At 68.5% G+C, this 14356-nt stretch carries 15 protein-coding genes; 7 read left to right on the top strand and 8 right to left on the bottom strand.

Annotated elements, in window-relative coordinates; translation table 11 throughout:
* Positions 1 to 35: 35 nt before the first annotated feature.
* The gene (locus tag E4P42_RS05855) at positions 36 to 1019 is read left to right on the top strand and encodes an MOSC domain-containing protein (RefSeq protein WP_209305705.1); all 984 of its coding nucleotides are present in this window, start codon (positions 36 to 38) and stop codon (positions 1017 to 1019) included.
* Here the strand turns inward: E4P42_RS05855 and E4P42_RS05850 are convergent.
* From E4P42_RS05850 to E4P42_RS05830, 5 genes are read right to left on the bottom strand one after another with little or no spacing between them, the layout of a single operon-like run.
* Complete coding sequence (locus E4P42_RS05850) at positions 1016 to 1420, bottom strand: nuclear transport factor 2 family protein (protein WP_135124001.1); 405 nt, start codon at positions 1418 to 1420, stop codon at positions 1016 to 1018. The genes E4P42_RS05855 and E4P42_RS05850 overlap by 4 nt on opposite strands.
* Positions 1417 to 2298 carry a TIGR03619 family F420-dependent LLM class oxidoreductase gene (locus E4P42_RS05845; protein ID WP_135124373.1) on the bottom strand — a complete coding sequence of 294 codons (882 nt, stop codon included), beginning with the start codon at positions 2296 to 2298 and terminating at the stop codon, positions 1417 to 1419. Before E4P42_RS05845 ends, E4P42_RS05850 begins: the two co-directional genes overlap by 4 nt.
* 2 nt (positions 2299 to 2300) lie before the next feature.
* Entirely contained in the window at positions 2301 to 3482 is a 1182-nt protein-coding gene (locus E4P42_RS05840) for a thiolase domain-containing protein (protein WP_135124000.1), read from the bottom strand.
* A 2-nt stretch (positions 3483 to 3484) separates the two neighbouring features.
* The gene (locus E4P42_RS05835) at positions 3485 to 4549 is read right to left on the bottom strand and encodes a thiolase domain-containing protein (RefSeq protein ID WP_167759372.1); all 1065 of its coding nucleotides are present in this window, start codon (positions 4547 to 4549) and stop codon (positions 3485 to 3487) included.
* Positions 4550 to 4565: 16 nt separating this feature from the next.
* Positions 4566 to 5555: a Zn-ribbon domain-containing OB-fold protein gene (locus E4P42_RS05830; protein ID WP_135123998.1), complete on the bottom strand. Its 990-nt coding sequence runs from the start codon at positions 5553 to 5555 to the stop codon at positions 4566 to 4568.
* Positions 5556 to 5624: 69 nt separating this feature from the next.
* On the opposite strand from E4P42_RS05830, the gene E4P42_RS05825 reads away from it, so the two are divergent.
* From E4P42_RS05825 to E4P42_RS05815, 3 genes are all read left to right on the top strand, one after another.
* Entirely contained in the window at positions 5625 to 6656 is a 1032-nt protein-coding gene (locus tag E4P42_RS05825; protein WP_135123996.1) for an LLM class F420-dependent oxidoreductase, read from the top strand.
* A gap of 94 nt (positions 6657 to 6750) precedes the next feature.
* The gene (locus E4P42_RS05820) at positions 6751 to 7431 is read left to right on the top strand and encodes an acetoacetate decarboxylase family protein (protein WP_135124369.1); all 681 of its coding nucleotides are present in this window, start codon (positions 6751 to 6753) and stop codon (positions 7429 to 7431) included.
* Positions 7432 to 7439: 8 nt separating this feature from the next.
* On the top strand, positions 7440 to 8636 hold the full coding sequence (locus E4P42_RS05815) for a cytochrome P450 (RefSeq protein WP_167759383.1): 1197 nt from the start codon (positions 7440 to 7442) through the stop codon (positions 8634 to 8636).
* Here E4P42_RS05815 and E4P42_RS05810 read toward each other — a convergent pair.
* Positions 8608 to 9471, bottom strand: a complete 864-nt coding sequence (locus E4P42_RS05810; RefSeq protein ID WP_135123992.1) for a hypothetical protein — start codon at positions 9469 to 9471, stop codon at positions 8608 to 8610. The two genes, E4P42_RS05815 and E4P42_RS05810, sit on opposite strands and share 29 nt — an antisense overlap.
* A 115-nt stretch (positions 9472 to 9586) precedes the next feature.
* Positions 9587 to 10387, bottom strand: coding sequence for a crotonase/enoyl-CoA hydratase family protein (locus tag E4P42_RS05805; protein ID WP_135123990.1), 801 nt, complete (start codon positions 10385 to 10387; stop codon positions 9587 to 9589).
* 69 nt (positions 10388 to 10456) lie between these two features.
* On the opposite strand from E4P42_RS05805, the gene E4P42_RS05800 reads away from it, so the two are divergent.
* Genes E4P42_RS05800 through E4P42_RS05790 form a run of 3 tightly spaced genes read left to right on the top strand, consistent with a single transcriptional unit; the run spans position 10457 to position 13689 of the window.
* Complete coding sequence (locus E4P42_RS05800; protein ID WP_135123988.1) at positions 10457 to 12109, top strand: acyl-CoA synthetase; 1653 nt, start codon at positions 10457 to 10459, stop codon at positions 12107 to 12109.
* Positions 12110 to 12111: 2 nt separating this feature from the next.
* Positions 12112 to 13233 carry a nitronate monooxygenase family protein gene (locus E4P42_RS05795; protein ID WP_135123986.1) on the top strand — a complete coding sequence of 374 codons (1122 nt, stop codon included), beginning with the start codon at positions 12112 to 12114 and terminating at the stop codon, positions 13231 to 13233.
* Between the two features lie 60 nt (positions 13234 to 13293).
* A complete protein-coding gene (locus tag E4P42_RS05790) occupies positions 13294 to 13689 on the top strand; it encodes a VOC family protein (RefSeq protein ID WP_135123984.1) in 396 nt (131 codons plus the stop codon).
* Here E4P42_RS05790 and E4P42_RS05785 read toward each other — a convergent pair.
* Positions 13626 to 14342, bottom strand: coding sequence for an AraC family transcriptional regulator (locus E4P42_RS05785; RefSeq protein WP_245233903.1), 717 nt, complete (start codon positions 14340 to 14342; stop codon positions 13626 to 13628). The genes E4P42_RS05790 and E4P42_RS05785 overlap by 64 nt on opposite strands.
* Positions 14343 to 14356 lie beyond the last annotated feature (14 nt).

The following is a 14356-nucleotide window of genomic DNA, read 5'->3' as shown; positions in this document are numbered from 1 at the left end:
GGCGCGATCGGCCGCCCGCGCCGTACGGTGAGCCCATGCGTGTCGGTCAGGTCGCCGGGTTGTGGCGCTATCCCGTCAAATCGTTGGGCGGCGAGGTCGTCGACCGCGTCGCGATCGGCGCCCGCGGGGTCCACGGCGACCGATTGTGGGCGGTGCGCGACGTGGCGAACGACGTGACCGCCACGGCACGCCGGATCCCCGCGCTGCTGGGCGCGACGGCCCACTACGCCGGGCCGGTCGCGGACGACGCCGGGCCCGGGCACGCCCCCGAGGTGCACATCACCTTCCCGGACGGCGCGGTCCGGTCCAGCAGCGACGACGGCGTGCACGCCAAACTCTCCGAACTGGTCGGGCGGGAGATGCGGTTGACCGCGCTGCCGCCGGTGGGCGACACCAGCCTGCACCGGCTGAGCCGACACGAGCGGGAGAACGCCTCGATCGCCGCGCTGCGCAAGGATTTCGGTGTCGCAGACGGGGAGCGGTTCCCGGATGTGTCGATGTTCCGGATGGCGGATCTGGCCATGTTCGCCCGCTATTCGACCCCGCCGGGCGCCTTCGTCGACCTGGCCCCCGTGCATGTGATGTCCCGGGCCAGCCTCACCACGATCGGTGCCGAGATCGGTGCGGACGTCGACGTGCGCCGGTTCCGGCCCAACATCCTGCTGGCGCTCGACGATTCCGGTGACGGGCTGCCGGAATCGCACTGGACCGGAGGCCGGCTCTCGGTCGGCGGCGCGGTACTCGAGGTGACGATGCCGACGATCCGCTGTGTGGTGCCCAGCCGCAGCCAACCCGGCCTCGAGGTGGACCGCCGCATCACCCGCGCGGTCGCCGGACGGGCGCAGCGCTGCCTGGGTGTCTACTGCTGGGTGGCCGCCGACGGCGCCGTCACGACCGGTGACGCGGTGGAGCTGACGTCCGTGGCCGGCCCGAAGAAGGTCATGGCCGATGTGACGCGGCGCGCCAAACGGGTCACGTTCGGCCTGGCCACCGCGGCCGCCGACCGGTTGTCGCGCTAGGTCTCGCGCGCGGTGGCCGCCGCCCGGTCGAGCTCCCAGTACGCCCGCAGCGCCGCTAGTTTCCCGTCGTCGTTCACCCGATAGGTGAACACGCCCTCGCACGTCACCCGCAGTCCATTGGTGGTGATGAGGATGCGCCCGACGTTGGCCTCCTCGTTGCCGCAGCGGAACGAGTCGTCGAACTCGAAGCGCAGCTTGTTGGGCGCGATCGCCTTGTCCCAGAACGCCGCGATCGCGTCGCGCCCGCGGTGGCCCTTGCCCTCGGGGTCGAAATGCGACGGGCCGATCGGGTCCTCGACGATCGCGTCGTCGGCGAAGTTGTCCAGCCACGCCTGCTTGTCGTGGGCCATCGCCGCCTCCCGGGACCGGCGGCCCGCCGCCGAGGCCGGATGCTCGGTCACTTCTCCTGCCAGCCGGAGTGGATGTAGGTGTCGGCGAAGCGCTTCATCGAGTCCTTCTTCTTCTCCAGCGGCGCGTCGAAGCTCAAGCCGTCGAACATCCAGGGGATCACGATGTTGTCGGTGACCCCGGCCTCGGCGAGTTCCCGGTGCCCGTCGACGCCGAACTTGTCGATGCACACCGCCTGGTACTCGAACGGTGTATCGGCACGGCCGTATTCGGCGCGCAGCGCCTCGATCTTGCCGATGGTCTCGGCCAGCTGCTCACCGGTCATCATCGCGCTGGTCCAGCCGTCACCCACCCGCGCCGCGCGCTTCAGCGCGACGTCGGTGTGCCCGCCCACGTAGAACGGCACCGGCTGTGAGGGCGCGGGACTCATCTGCAACCTGTCGAACTCGAAGAATTCGCCGTGGAACTCGACCATGCCGCCGGCCAGCACCATCTTGATGACCTCGATCATCTCGTCGACGCGCTTGCCGCGCCGGGCGAACGGCACCCCGCACCACTCGAACTCTTCGGGCGCCCAGCCGATCCCGACGCCGAAGCCGAACCGGTTGTTCGTCAGATTCGCCACCGATCCGACCTGGCGGGCCAGCAGCAGCGGATTACGTGAGCCGAGCTTCATCACGTTGGTGTAGAACCGCAGTGTCGAGGTGACCGCGCCCATCGCGGCCGCGGCGATCAGCGGATCCACCCACGGGGTGTCGGCGTTCCACATCCGCGACCCGTCGGGGGTGTACGGATAGTCGGCCGCCTGCTTCTCCATGTAGAACAGCGAATCCGGCAGCGCGATCGCGTCGTAGCCGGTCTCCTCGGCGCATCTCGCGATCTCGGTCAGTTCCTCGATGGGGCCCATCGCGATGCTGACCGTGTACTTCATGGTCATGGCCTGTCCGCGGGCTTGTCGGATCCGACCACCCACATCGAGTAGTACTGCGAACCGCCGCCGTACGCATGGCCGAGCGCCTTGCGGGCGCCGTCGACCTGATGGTCACCGGCCTTGCCCATCACCTGGATCGCGGCCTCGGCGAACCGGATCATGCCCGACGCGCCGATCGGGTTGGACGAGAGCACTCCACCCGACGGGTTGACCGGCAGCCGTCCCCCGATCGCGGTCTCGCCGGCCTCCGTCAGCTTCCAGCCCTCGCCCTCACCGGCGAAGCCGAGGTTCTCCAGCCACATGGGTTCGAACCACGAGAACGGCACGTAGATCTCGGCGACATCGATCTCGTCGATCGGGCTGCTGATGCCCGCGGCCTTCCACAGCGCCTTGGCGGCGTCGCGGCCGGCCTGCGGGTTGACCTGGTCGCGGCCGGAGAACGCGAGCGGCTCGGTGCGCAGGGCGGTCGCATGAATCCACGCGACGGGATGCCCCTCGGCGACGCGGCGATCGGCCGTCTCCTCGTCGCCGATCACCACCGCGCAGGCACCGTCGCTGGACGGACACGTCTCGTCGAACCGGATCGGGTCCCACAGCATCTGCGATGACAACACCTTCTCCAGCGTGATGTCGGGCTGATGCAGATGGGCGAGCGGATTCTTGGCGCCGTTGATGCGGTCCTTGACGGCGACCATCGCGCCGATGTGCTCCGGCGCACCGGAGCGGCGGATGTAGGCCCGCACGTGCGGCGCGAAGTAGCCGCCCGCCCCCGCGCCGACCGGTTTGGTGAACGGCACCGGGATCGACAGCGCCCACATGGCATTCGATTCCGACTGCTTCTCCCACGCCATCGCCAACACGCGCCGGTACTTACCCGACTGCACCAAGCTGGCCGCCACCACACCCGTCGACCCGCCCACCGACCCGGCGGTGTGCACGCGGATCAGCGGCTTGTTGGTCGCACCGACGGCATCGGTGAGGAACAGCTCGGGCATCATGACGCCCTCGAAGAAGTCGGGCGCCTTGCCGACGACCACGGCGTCGATGTCGTCCATCGTCGCACCGGAATCGGCGAGTGCCTTGTCGATGGCCTCACGCACCAGGCCGGCCATCGACACGTCCTGACGCTTGGCGACGTACTTGGTCTGCCCGGTGCCCAGCACCGCGGCCAGTTGGCCCGCCATGATTATTTCCCTTCCAGCACGGCGACGAGGTTCTGTTGCAGCGCAGGGCCGCTCGTGGCGTGCGCGAGCACCCGCTGCGCCGAGCCGTCGAAGATGTGCCGGGCGGCGAACCCGATCCGCTCCAGCCCGGCCGAGAACATGGGATTGGCCGCAAGCGTGCCGCCGGACGGGTTGATCCGCGTCGAATCGGTCAGCCCGATCGCCTCTTTGAGGATGAGGTGCTGATGGGTGAACGGTGCGTAGATCTCCGCGACGTCGATGGAGCCGGCGTCGCCGCCGGTCGCCACCTGCGCGGCCGCCGCGGTCGACGGTGAGGTGGTCAGCTCGCGTGCGCCCAGGATCGGTGTCTCGATGCGGTGCTCGAAACCGGTGATCCAGGCGGGGTTCTCGCGCAGCTCGCGGGCCTTGTCACCGGCGGCGAGCACGATCGCCGATGCGCCGTCGGTGATCGGGGCGATGTCGTGGCGGCGCAGCGGGTCGGCGAAATAGGGGCGCTGCAGCAACTCTTCGATGGTCTTCGCCGGCTTCTCGGAGTCGGTGCGCCCGGCAGCGGCGAACGAGTCCAGCGCCACCTGCGCCATGTCCTCGGCGGTCCACTTACCGGCGTCGAGGCCCATGCGCGCCTGCAGACCGGCCATCGACACCGAATCCGGCCACAGCGGCGCGACGGTGTAGGGATCGGTCTGCAGGGCCAGTACCCGGCGCAGCGTGCCCGCACTGGATTTGCCGAAGCCGTACACCAGTGCGGTCTCGACCTCACCGGTGAGCAACTTGATGTAGGCCTCGTACAGCGCCCACGCCGCGTCCATCTCGACGTGCGATTCGTTGATCGGCGGCACGGCGCCGATCGAGTCGATCGCCGAGATGAACGAGAACGCGCGCCCGGCAGGGTAATCCGACGACCCGGAGCACCAGAAGCCGATGTCGGTCTGCTGCAGACCCAGCTCGTCGTAGAGCTGATGGAAACACGGCATCAGCATCTCGACGCCGTTGGTGGTGCCGTCGGTGCGTCGCACGTGCGGCGCGTGCGCGAAGCCCACCACTGCAATGTCAGTCGAGCCAGTCATCACGTGTGACCTCTCTCTACAGGTGGTGCTTGTAGGTGTCGTAGTCGGCGTCCGGCTCACCGGTCGGCCGGAAGTGGCTGATGTTGTCGATGCCCAGGCCCCACTCCTCGCGGGGCTTCCACACCGCCTGCACGCGCATGCCCATGCGCACCTGATCGGCCTCGATCTCGGTGACCAGGTGCAGGAACGGGATATCGGCGCCGTCGAGCAGCACGTAGGCCGCGACGTAGGGCGGTTTGATCCGTTGACCGGCGAACGGGATGTTGATGATCGCGAACGTCGTCACCGTGCCCTTGTCGGGCAGCTCGACGAACTCGGTCATGGGCTGGCCGGTGGCCGGATCCGCCTCGCGCGGCGGGAAGTACAGCTTCCCGTCCTTGCCGGCGCGGCCGCCGAGCAGCTTGCCCTCTTCGAGCGCCCGCAGGAACGTGCTCTCCGGCGCAGAGGCGGTGTGCTGAATCTCGATGCTGCTCGGCACCACCAGCATGGTGACCGGATCCTTATCGGAGGGTTGGCCTTCCGGCTCCGCATCCTCACCGAGCGAGAACCACGCGATGTCGGTGATCGCGCCCTCGGGCTCGTCGACCCAGTGCGCGTGCACCCGGGCGCCGGTGCTGATGTTCCCGGACTCACCGGCGTCGACCGCGTGCAGCATCGGGGTGTCGGCGCCGTCGAGCTGGATCAGCGCCCAGGCGAACGGACGGTCCAGCGGCTGACCCTCGAGCGGCGTGGACTGCCACGTCCACGACACCACGGTTCCGACGGGTGCCACCGGTACGATCTCCGTCAACCGTTCGTAGGTGACCGGGTCGTATTCGGCCGGCGGCACGAGCACACGCCCGTCGGAGCCCCGTACGCCGACGATGCGTTTCTCACGCAGCGCGGTGAAGAACTGGCCGAGCAGTGGCCCGACCGAACGGGTGTAGTCGAAGGACAACTTCAGCGGCGCGGAAAGGGGCGGCTCATGCGTCTCGATCAGCGCCGGGCTGCTTTGGCTGGCGGTCACGGCATCGAGTAGAACAGGTTCTAAGAACGGTTTCAAGGGACCGTCTAGACAGGCTAGAGAGGCAACGGAATGAAGCTTGGACTCCAGCTCGGTTACTGGGGCGCGCAGCCGCCGGCCAACCACGCCGAACTCGTGGCCGCGGCCGAGGACGCCGGCTTCGACACCGTGTTCACCGCCGAGGCATGGGGTTCGGACGCCTACACCCCACTGGCCTGGCTCGGTGCGTCGACCACCCGGATGCGGCTGGGCACCTCGGTCATCCAGTTGTCGGCCCGCACGCCCACCGCGTGCGCGATGGCCGCGCTGACCCTCGACCACCTCTCCGGCGGCCGCCACCTCCTGGGCCTCGGGGTGTCCGGCCCCCAGGTGGTGGAGGGCTGGTACGGGCAGCGCTTCCCCAAGCCGCTGGCCCGCACGCGGGAGTACGTGAACATCCTGCGCCAGGTGTGGGCCCGGGAGGCCCCGGTGACGAGTCCCGGTCCGCACTACCCGCTGCCGCTGACCGGCGAGGGCACCAGCGGGCTGGGCAAACCGCTCAAGCCGATCACCCATCCGCTGCGCGCCGACATCCCGGTCATGCTGGGTGCCGAGGGCCCGAAGAACGTGGCGCTGGCCGCCGAGATCTGCGACGGCTGGCTGCCGATCTTCTACACGCCGCGGATGGCCGGCACCTACAACTCCTGGCTCGACGAGGGCTTCGCCAAGCCCGGCGCCCGCCGCACCCGCGAGGATTTCGAGATCTGCGCGACCGCCCAGGTTGTCATCACCGACGACCGCCCCGCCACGTTCGAGATGATGAAGCCTTTCCTGGCCCTCTACATGGGCGGGATGGGCGCCGAGGACACCAACTTCCACGCCGACGTCTACCGCCGCATGGGGTACGCGGAGGTCGTCGACGACGTCACGAAGCTGTTCCGCAGTGGACGCAAGGACGAGGCCGCGAAGGTGATCCCCGACGAACTCGTCGACGACGCCGCGATCGTCGGCGACGCCGATTACGTGCGGGAGCAGATCAAGGTCTGGGAGGCCTCCGGCGTCACGATGATGGTGGTCAGCGCCCGCTCGGCCGAGCAGGTCCGGGAGCTCGCCGCGCTGGTGTAGACACTTCTTGCGATCTGTCTAGAACACGTTCTAGATTTGGCGCGTGACCACCAGCCCCGTCTCGCAACACACCATCGCCGGCACCGTGCTGACCATGCCGGTGCGGATCCGCAAAGCCAATACCCACGTCGCGATGTTCTCCGTCGACGCGCGCGCCGCGCAGCGGATGATCGACTACAGCGGGTTGCAGGTGTGCGAGTACCTGCCGGGCCGGGCGGTCACGATGCTCATGCTGGTGCGGTACGTCGACGGCGACCTCGGGCAGTACCACGAGTTCGGCACCGCGGTGATGGTCAACCCGCCCGGCGTCACCGCGCGCGGACCGAAGGCGCTGGGATCCGCGGCGGCGTTCATCCACCACCTGCCCGTCGACCAGAGCTTCACGCTCGAGGCGGGGCGCCGCATCTGGGGTTTCCCGAAGATCATGGCCGACTTCACCGTTCGCGAGACGCCGAAGTTCGACTTCGAGGTCACCCACGAGGGGAAGTTCATCGCCGGGATCGAGTACAGCCGCGGGGTGCCGGTCCCGTCCCGGCTGACCTCGCGGCCGCAGGTCCTCACGACGTTCAGCTGTCTGGACGGCGTGACGCGGCAGATCCCGTGGGAGATGCGCAACACCGGGATGTCGGTCCGGCTCGGCGGCGCCCGGCTGCGGCTGGGTGACCACGCCTATGCCAGGGAGCTTCTTGCGCTCGGTTTACCGAAACGCCCGTTCGCCAGCCAGGCATCTGCCAATGTCGAGATGACGTTCGGGGACGCACAGGAGGTTCGATGACACAGGTCTTGTCCACCAAGCCGGACGTCGACCTCACCGACGGCACGTTCTACGCCGACCGCAACGCGCGCGAGGCCTACCGGTGGATGCGGGCCAACGAGCCGGTGTTCCGGGACCGCAACGGGCTGGCGGCGGCGGCGACGTATCAGGCGGTGCTCGACGCCGAACGCAATCCCGAGCTGTTCTCGTCGACCGGCGGTATCCGGCCCGACCAGCCGGGGATGCCGTACATGATCGACATGGACGACCCCGCACACCTGTTGCGGCGCAAGCTCGTCAACTCGGGGTTCACCCGCAAGCGGGTGATGGACAAGGTGCCGTCGATCGAGCGGCTGTGCGACACGCTGATCGACGCGGTGTGCGAGCGGGGGGAGTGCGACTTCGTCCGCGACATCGCCGCCCCGTTGCCGATGGCGGTCATCGGCGACATGCTCGGCGTGCTGCCGTCCGAACGCGAGATGCTGCTGACCTGGTCCGACGATCTGGTGTGCGGGTTGAGCTCGCACGTCGACGAGCTGGTGATCCAGAAGCTGATGGACACCTTCGCCGCCTACACCGCGTTCACGATGGACGTCATCGCCAAGCGCCGCGCCGAACCCACCGACGACCTGTTCTCGATCCTGGTCAACGCCGAGGTCGAGGGTCAGCGGATGAGCGACGACGAGATCGTCTTCGAGACGCTGCTCATCCTGATCGGCGGTGACGAGACCACGCGGCACACGCTCTCGGGCGGCACCGAACAGGTGCTGCGGCATCGGGATCAGTGGGACCGGCTGGTCGCGGATGTGGAGTTGCTGCCGGGTGCGATCGAGGAGATGCTGCGCTGGACCTCTCCGGTGAAGAACATGTGCCGCACGTTGACGGCCGACACCTCGTTCCACGGTGCCGATCTCAAATCGGGCGAGAAGCTCATGCTGATGTTCGAGTCGGCGAACTTCGACGAGGCCGTGTTCGGCGACCCGGAGAACTTCCGGATCGACCGGCAACCGAACAGCCACTTGGCGTTCGGCTTCGGAACCCACTTCTGCCTCGGCAATCAGTTGGCCCGCCTGGAGTTGCGGCTGATGTTGACCAAGGTGCTGGCCCGGCTGCCGGATCTGCGGCTCGCCGACGACGCGGACGTGCCGCTGCGGCCGGCGAACTTCGTCAGCGGGCCCGAGTCGATGCCGGTGGTGTTCACCCCGACGAAGCGAGTGCTCGACTAGACGCTGACGCCCAGGCGCGTTGCAGGCGATCGAGGATGCGCGCCTCGGTGTCCTCAGATGTGACCCGGATGTCGATCCAGCCGAGGTCGGTGAGCGCGTCGTACCGCCGGATGTCTGGCTTGTATCGGCTGGGTTCGCCGTGGTGCGCACCCTCGTAGTCGAGTCCGACCTTGAGGTGCTCCCAACCCATGTCGACCACCGCCACCAGCGTTCCCCATCTATCGTGCACCGGGATCTGTGTCGTGGGCGGCGGATAGCCCGCGCGGATGACAAGTAGTCGCAACCACGTCTCCCGCGGTGACTCCGCGCCGGGGTCCACGAGGCCCAACACGGTGCAGGCCTGCCGGAGACCGCGGCGGCCCTTGTATCGTTCGGCCAGCAGGTCGACGTCGGGAATCTTCAGCCGCGTGGCGCGGGCCAGCGCATCGATCGCCGCGACCGCGCGCCCCACCGGATACCGGCACGCCAGGTCGAGCGCCGTGCGGGCGGCGGTGGTGACCCGCATGCCGTCGATCATCTGAATCTCGTCGCCGGCGACACGATCCGACCAGGTGTGCACACCGGGAGGCGGCCGCCGGTTGGGCCACAGCACCTCTGCCGGCCGAGCCGCGTCGACCCACTTCGCTTTGTGCAGCGCGGCCGCCGACTGGCCGGCGACAATGCCGTCGCGGCGAGTCCACAACCAGGCCGCCATCGCGCGCCGGCGCGCATTCCACTCGACGTCCCGCCTCACGTAGACATCGGGATAGACGGCGCGGAAGCGGGTGCGCAAGGCATGGGGCGTGAGGCGGCCGGCCGCGAGAGCCTCACTGCCGATGAACGGATCCTCCGCCATGCGGGCATCGTGCCGACAGGCACCGACACGCCACCGAACGTGCGCTCACTGCGGAAATCTGGCCGGAAAATCGCAGTAGACGCACGTTCGGCGGGGAGACCCCGCTGCGGGGCGCCTACTTCATCTGGAAGTTGGGTGCCCGCTTCTCCTTGAACGCCCGCGGACCCTCCTTGGCGTCCTCGGACAGGAACACCTCGATACCGATCTTGGTGTCGATCTTGAATGCGTCGTTCTCGTGCAGCCCCTCGGTCTCGCGGATCGACCGCAGGATCGCCTGCACGGCGAGCGGTCCGTTGTTGTTGATCACCTCGGCGATCTCCAGCGCCTTCTCCAGCGCGGTACCGTCCGGCACGACGTGACCGATGAGGCCGTACGACAAAGCCTCGGCCGCGGTGATGTGCCGTCCGGTCAGCAGCAGATCGCAGGCGATGGTGTAGGGGATCTGCCGCACCAGACGCACCGCCGACCCACCCATCGGATACAGGCTCCACTTCGCCTCGGAGATTCCGAATTTGGCGCTCTCCCCGGCGATGCGGATGTCGGTGCCCTGCAGAATCTCGGTGCCGCCGGCAATGGCGGGACCCTCGACCGCGGCGATCAGCGGTTTGGTCAGGCGACGACCCTTGAGCAGTCCGTCGATGCGCGACGGATCGAAGCTGCCGTCGGCGAACGAGTCGCCCGGCGGCTTGGCCGTCGCGGCCTTGAGGTCCATGCCGGCGCAGAAATAGCCGCCCGCTCCGGTGAGGATGCAGGTGCGGATCTCCGGATCGTTGTCCACCCGGTCCCATGCGGCCACCATGATCGAGAGCATCTCGGTCGAAAGCGCGTTACGTGCCTCCGGTCGGTTGAGCGTCACGATCAACGTGTGTCCGCGCTGCTCAACGAGGGCGTCGGGGCCCTTTTCCGGTTGACTCACAGATGTCCGCCTCTCCGCGTCGCTGCCACAGACTTGTCACGAAATGTAACACGTTCTAGTTTAGGTCTCGTGGCCCTGAACATCGCCGATCTTGCCGAGCACGCCATCGACGCCGTGCCTGACCGTGTCGCCCTGATCAGCGGCGGCGAACAGCTGACCTACGGCCAACTCGAGGAGAAGGCCAACCGCCTGGCGCACTACCTGATCGATCAGGGCGTCAAGAAGGACGACAAGGTCGGGCTCTACTGCCGCAACCGGATCGAGATCGTCATCGCGATGCTGGGCATCGTGAAGGCGGGCGCGATTCTGGTCAACGTCAACTTCCGCTACGTCGAGGGCGAACTGAAGTACCTGTTCGAGAACTCCGACATGGTGGCGCTGGTGCACGAGCGCCGGTACTCCGACCGGGTGGCCAACGTGCTGCCCGAGACGCCGAATGTGAAGACGGTCCTGGTGGTCGAGGACGGCAGCGACGATGACTTCCGCCAATACGGCGGCGTCGAGTTCTATTCGGCGCTCGAGCAGGGCAGCCCCGAGCGGGACTTCGGCCCGCGCAGCCAGGACGACATCTACCTGCTCTACACCGGCGGCACCACCGGGTTCCCCAAGGGCGTGATGTGGCGGCACGAGGACATCTACCGGGTGTTGTTCGGGGGCACCGACTTCGCGACCGGTGAGCCCATCGCCGACGAATACGGCCTGGCCAAGCAGGCGGTCGAGAACGGGCCGATGGTGCGTTACCCGATCCCGCCGATGATCCACGGCGCCACGCAGTCGGCCACCTGGATGTCGCTGTTCTCCGGCCAGACCGTGGTGCTGGCACCGGAATTCAACGCCGACGAGGTGTGGCGCACCATCCACGAGCACAAGGTCAACCTGCTGTTCTTCACCGGCGACGCGATGGCCCGCCCACTGCTGGACGCGCTGCTCGAACATCAGGACGCCGGAAACGAGTACGACCTGTCGAGCCTGTTCCTGCTGGCCAGCACCGCGGCGCTGTTCTCCACCAGCATCAAGGAGAAGCTGCTCGAACTGCTGCCCAACCGCATCATCACCGACTCGATCGGCTCCTCGGAGACCGGGTTCGGCGGGACCAGCATCGTGGCCAAGGGGCAGTCGCACACCGGCGGTCCCCGCGTCACCATCGACAAGAACACCGTCGTGCTCGACGAAGACGGCAACGAGGTCAAGCCGGGCTCCGGGGTGCGCGGCATCATCGCCAAGCGCGGCCACATCCCCGTCGGCTACTACAAGGACGAGAAGAAGACCGCCGAGACCTTCCGCACCATCAACGGCGTCCGCTACGCCATCCCCGGCGACTACGCCCAGGTGGAGGAGGACGGCACGGTGACGATGCTGGGCCGCGGCTCGGTGTCGATCAACTCCGGCGGCGAGAAGATCTATCCCGAAGAGGTCGAGGCCGCGCTCAAGGGACACCCCGACGTGTTCGACGCGCTGGTGGTCGGAGTCCCCGACGAGCGCTACGGCCAGTGCGTGGCCGCCGTCGTGCAGGCGCGCGAAGGAACCCGGCCGACGCTGGCCGACCTGGACGCGTTCGTGCGTAAAGAGATCGCCGGCTACAAGGTGCCGCGCAGCCTGTGGCTGGTCGACGAGGTGAAACGCTCACCGGCCGGGAAACCGGACTACCGGTGGGCCAAGGATCAGACCGAGGCGCGCCCCGCCGACGAGGTGCACGCCAAGCACGCGGCAGCAGGGGCATAGACATGAGAACCGAACTGTGTGACCGCTTCGGCATCGACTACCCGATCTTCGTGTTCACTCCCTCGGAGAAGGTGGCCGCGGCGGTCACCCGCGCCGGCGGCATGGGAGTGCTGGGCTGTGTGCGGTTCAACGACGCCGACGACCTCGAGAACATCCTGTGCTGGATGGACGAGAACACCGATGGCAAGCCCTACGGCGTCGACGTGGTGATGCCCGCCAAGATCCCCACCGAGGGCACCGCGGTCGACATCAACAAGCTGATCCCGCAGAGCCACCGCGACTTCGTCGACAAGACGCTGGCCGACCTCGGCGTCCCGCCGCTGCCCGAGGAGGGGGACCGCAACGAAGGGGTGCTGGGTTGGCTGCACTCGGTGGCCCGGTCGCACGTCGAGGTCGCGCTCAAACACCCCATCAAGCTGATCGCCAACGCGCTCGGCTCACCGCCCAAGGACGTCATCGACCAGGTCCACGAAGCGGGCGTCCCCGTCGCGGCGCTCGCCGGCAGCGCCAAACATGCCCAACGACATGTCGACAACGGCGTCGACATCGTCGTTGCCCAAGGCCACGAGGCCGGCGGGCACACCGGTGAGATCGGCTCGATGGTCCTGTGGCCGGAGATCGTCGACGCCCTGGACGGCCGCGCCCCGGTGCTCGCCGCCGGCGGGATCGGCACCGGACGGCAGGTCGCCGCCGCGCTCGCCCTCGGCGCGTCGGGTGTGTGGATGGGGTCGGCGTTCCTGACATCCGCGGAGTACGACCTCGGACACCGCAAGGACAGCGGTGTCTCCACGATCCAGGAGGCGATGCTGCGCGCCACCTCCAGCGATACGGTGCGCCGCCGCATCTACACCGGCAAGCCCGCCCGGCTGCTCAAGACGAAGTGGACCGAGGCGTGGGACGCGCCCGACGCGCCGGAGCCGCTGCCGATGCCGCTGCAGAACATCCTCGTCAGCGAGGCCCACCAGCGGATGAACGAATCGGACAACCCCGACACCGTCTCGATGCCCGTGGGCCAGATCGTCGGCCGGATGAACGAGATCCGCCCGGTCGCCGACATCATCGCCGAACTGGTGGACGGTTTCGAGAAGGCCAGCAAGCGGCTCGACGGGATCCGCGAGGGCTGAGGCCTGCGCGTGTCCGATTCGTTCACGACGGACCGCAGCGTCCCGCCTAACGTCGCGGGCATGGATATTCGCCTCACGTCGACCGCCATCGAGATCGTCGCCAAGGACCTGAATCGCTCCCTGGACTTCTACCGCCTGCTCGGCCTGGAGATCCCGGACGCCGACGGGCCGCATGTCGAGGTGGGTCTGCCCGGCGGCGGGAAGCTGGCGTTCGACACCGAGGAGACCATCGCCGGGCTGCACCCGGGCTGGACGCCGCCGACCCAGGCCGGCCGGGTGGTGATCGGGTTCGAACTGCACGCCGCGGCGGCGGTCGACGCCCTGCATGAGAAGCTCACGGCCGCCGGCCATCCGAGCGTGCTCGACCCCTTCGACGCATTCTGGGGGCACCGCTACGCGACGGTGGCCGATCCCGACGGCACCTCGGTGGATCTGTACGCGCCGCTGGCCAACTGACTCAGCGACATCCCCGCCAGCGCCCGCACCTCGCGGTGCAGGTGCGGCTGGTCGGCGTAGCCGGTGCGGGCCGCCACTTCCGAATACGGCACGCCGTCGCGCAGCATCCGCACCGCGCGGCGGAACCGCAGCACCCGCCGCAGCGTCGCCGGACCGTAGCCGTACACCGCGGTGCACTGCCGCTGCAGCGTGCGCGGCGAGCGCCCCAGCTCGGCCGCGACCTCGGCCACGGATGCCCCACCCGCCACCCTGCCGGTCACGTGCCGCAGCGCGCCCAGCGTCCACGGCGCCGACTGCGCCGGCTCCGCATCGGCGGCCAACGTGAGCGCCAAGGCCGTCAGCGTCGGCGCCTCGGGCACCCGTACGACGTCGGCCAGCGGCACCCGCACATTGCGCAGCGCCGATGCCGGCACCCCGAGCAGGCGCGGCAGCACCCCGGGCCGGAACCGCAGCCCGGCGACCGGCGCCTCGCCGTGGACGGACCGGGAGGCGACGGTGTCGGGCCCGGCGACGACGACCCGGCCGTCCATCCGGATCAGGTCCATGCAGCCGTCGGGCAGGACGTGCACCGGCCGGCCGGGACCGTCACTGAGCCAGCCGCATTCGACCAGCGGACGCATCGGCCCGGTCACCGGGAGCTCGCGGTATCCCACGTTGGGCCACGCTA

It is taken from the genome of Mycobacterium sp. PS03-16 (genome assembly GCF_004570325.1).
Classification (GTDB): domain Bacteria; phylum Actinomycetota; class Actinomycetes; order Mycobacteriales; family Mycobacteriaceae; genus Mycobacterium.
Note: the sequence above shows the minus strand (reverse complement) of the source record. Positions and strands in the feature narration are given on the sequence as shown.

Bases quoted from the DNA above. Each gene is read 5' to 3' on its own strand.
- E4P42_RS05855 (WP_209305705.1), top strand. From the start codon at position 36: ATGCGTGTCGGTCAGGTCGCCGGGTTGTGGCGCTATCCCGTCAAATCG.
- E4P42_RS05845 (WP_135124373.1), bottom strand. From the start codon at position 2,298: ATGAAGTACACGGTCAGCATCGCGATGGGCCCCATCGAGGAACTGACC.
- E4P42_RS05840 (WP_135124000.1), bottom strand. From the start codon at position 3,482: ATGGCGGGCCAACTGGCCGCGGTGCTGGGCACCGGGCAGACCAAGTAC.
- E4P42_RS05835 (WP_167759372.1), bottom strand. From the start codon at position 4,549: ATGACTGGCTCGACTGACATTGCAGTGGTGGGCTTCGCGCACGCGCCG.
- E4P42_RS05825 (WP_135123996.1), top strand. From the start codon at position 5,625: ATGAAGCTTGGACTCCAGCTCGGTTACTGGGGCGCGCAGCCGCCGGCC.
- E4P42_RS05820 (WP_135124369.1), top strand. From the start codon at position 6,751: ATGCCGGTGCGGATCCGCAAAGCCAATACCCACGTCGCGATGTTCTCC.
- E4P42_RS05810 (WP_135123992.1), bottom strand. From the start codon at position 9,471: ATGGCGGAGGATCCGTTCATCGGCAGTGAGGCTCTCGCGGCCGGCCGC.
- E4P42_RS05795 (WP_135123986.1), top strand. From the start codon at position 12,112: ATGAGAACCGAACTGTGTGACCGCTTCGGCATCGACTACCCGATCTTC.
- E4P42_RS05790 (WP_135123984.1), top strand. From the start codon at position 13,294: ATGGATATTCGCCTCACGTCGACCGCCATCGAGATCGTCGCCAAGGAC.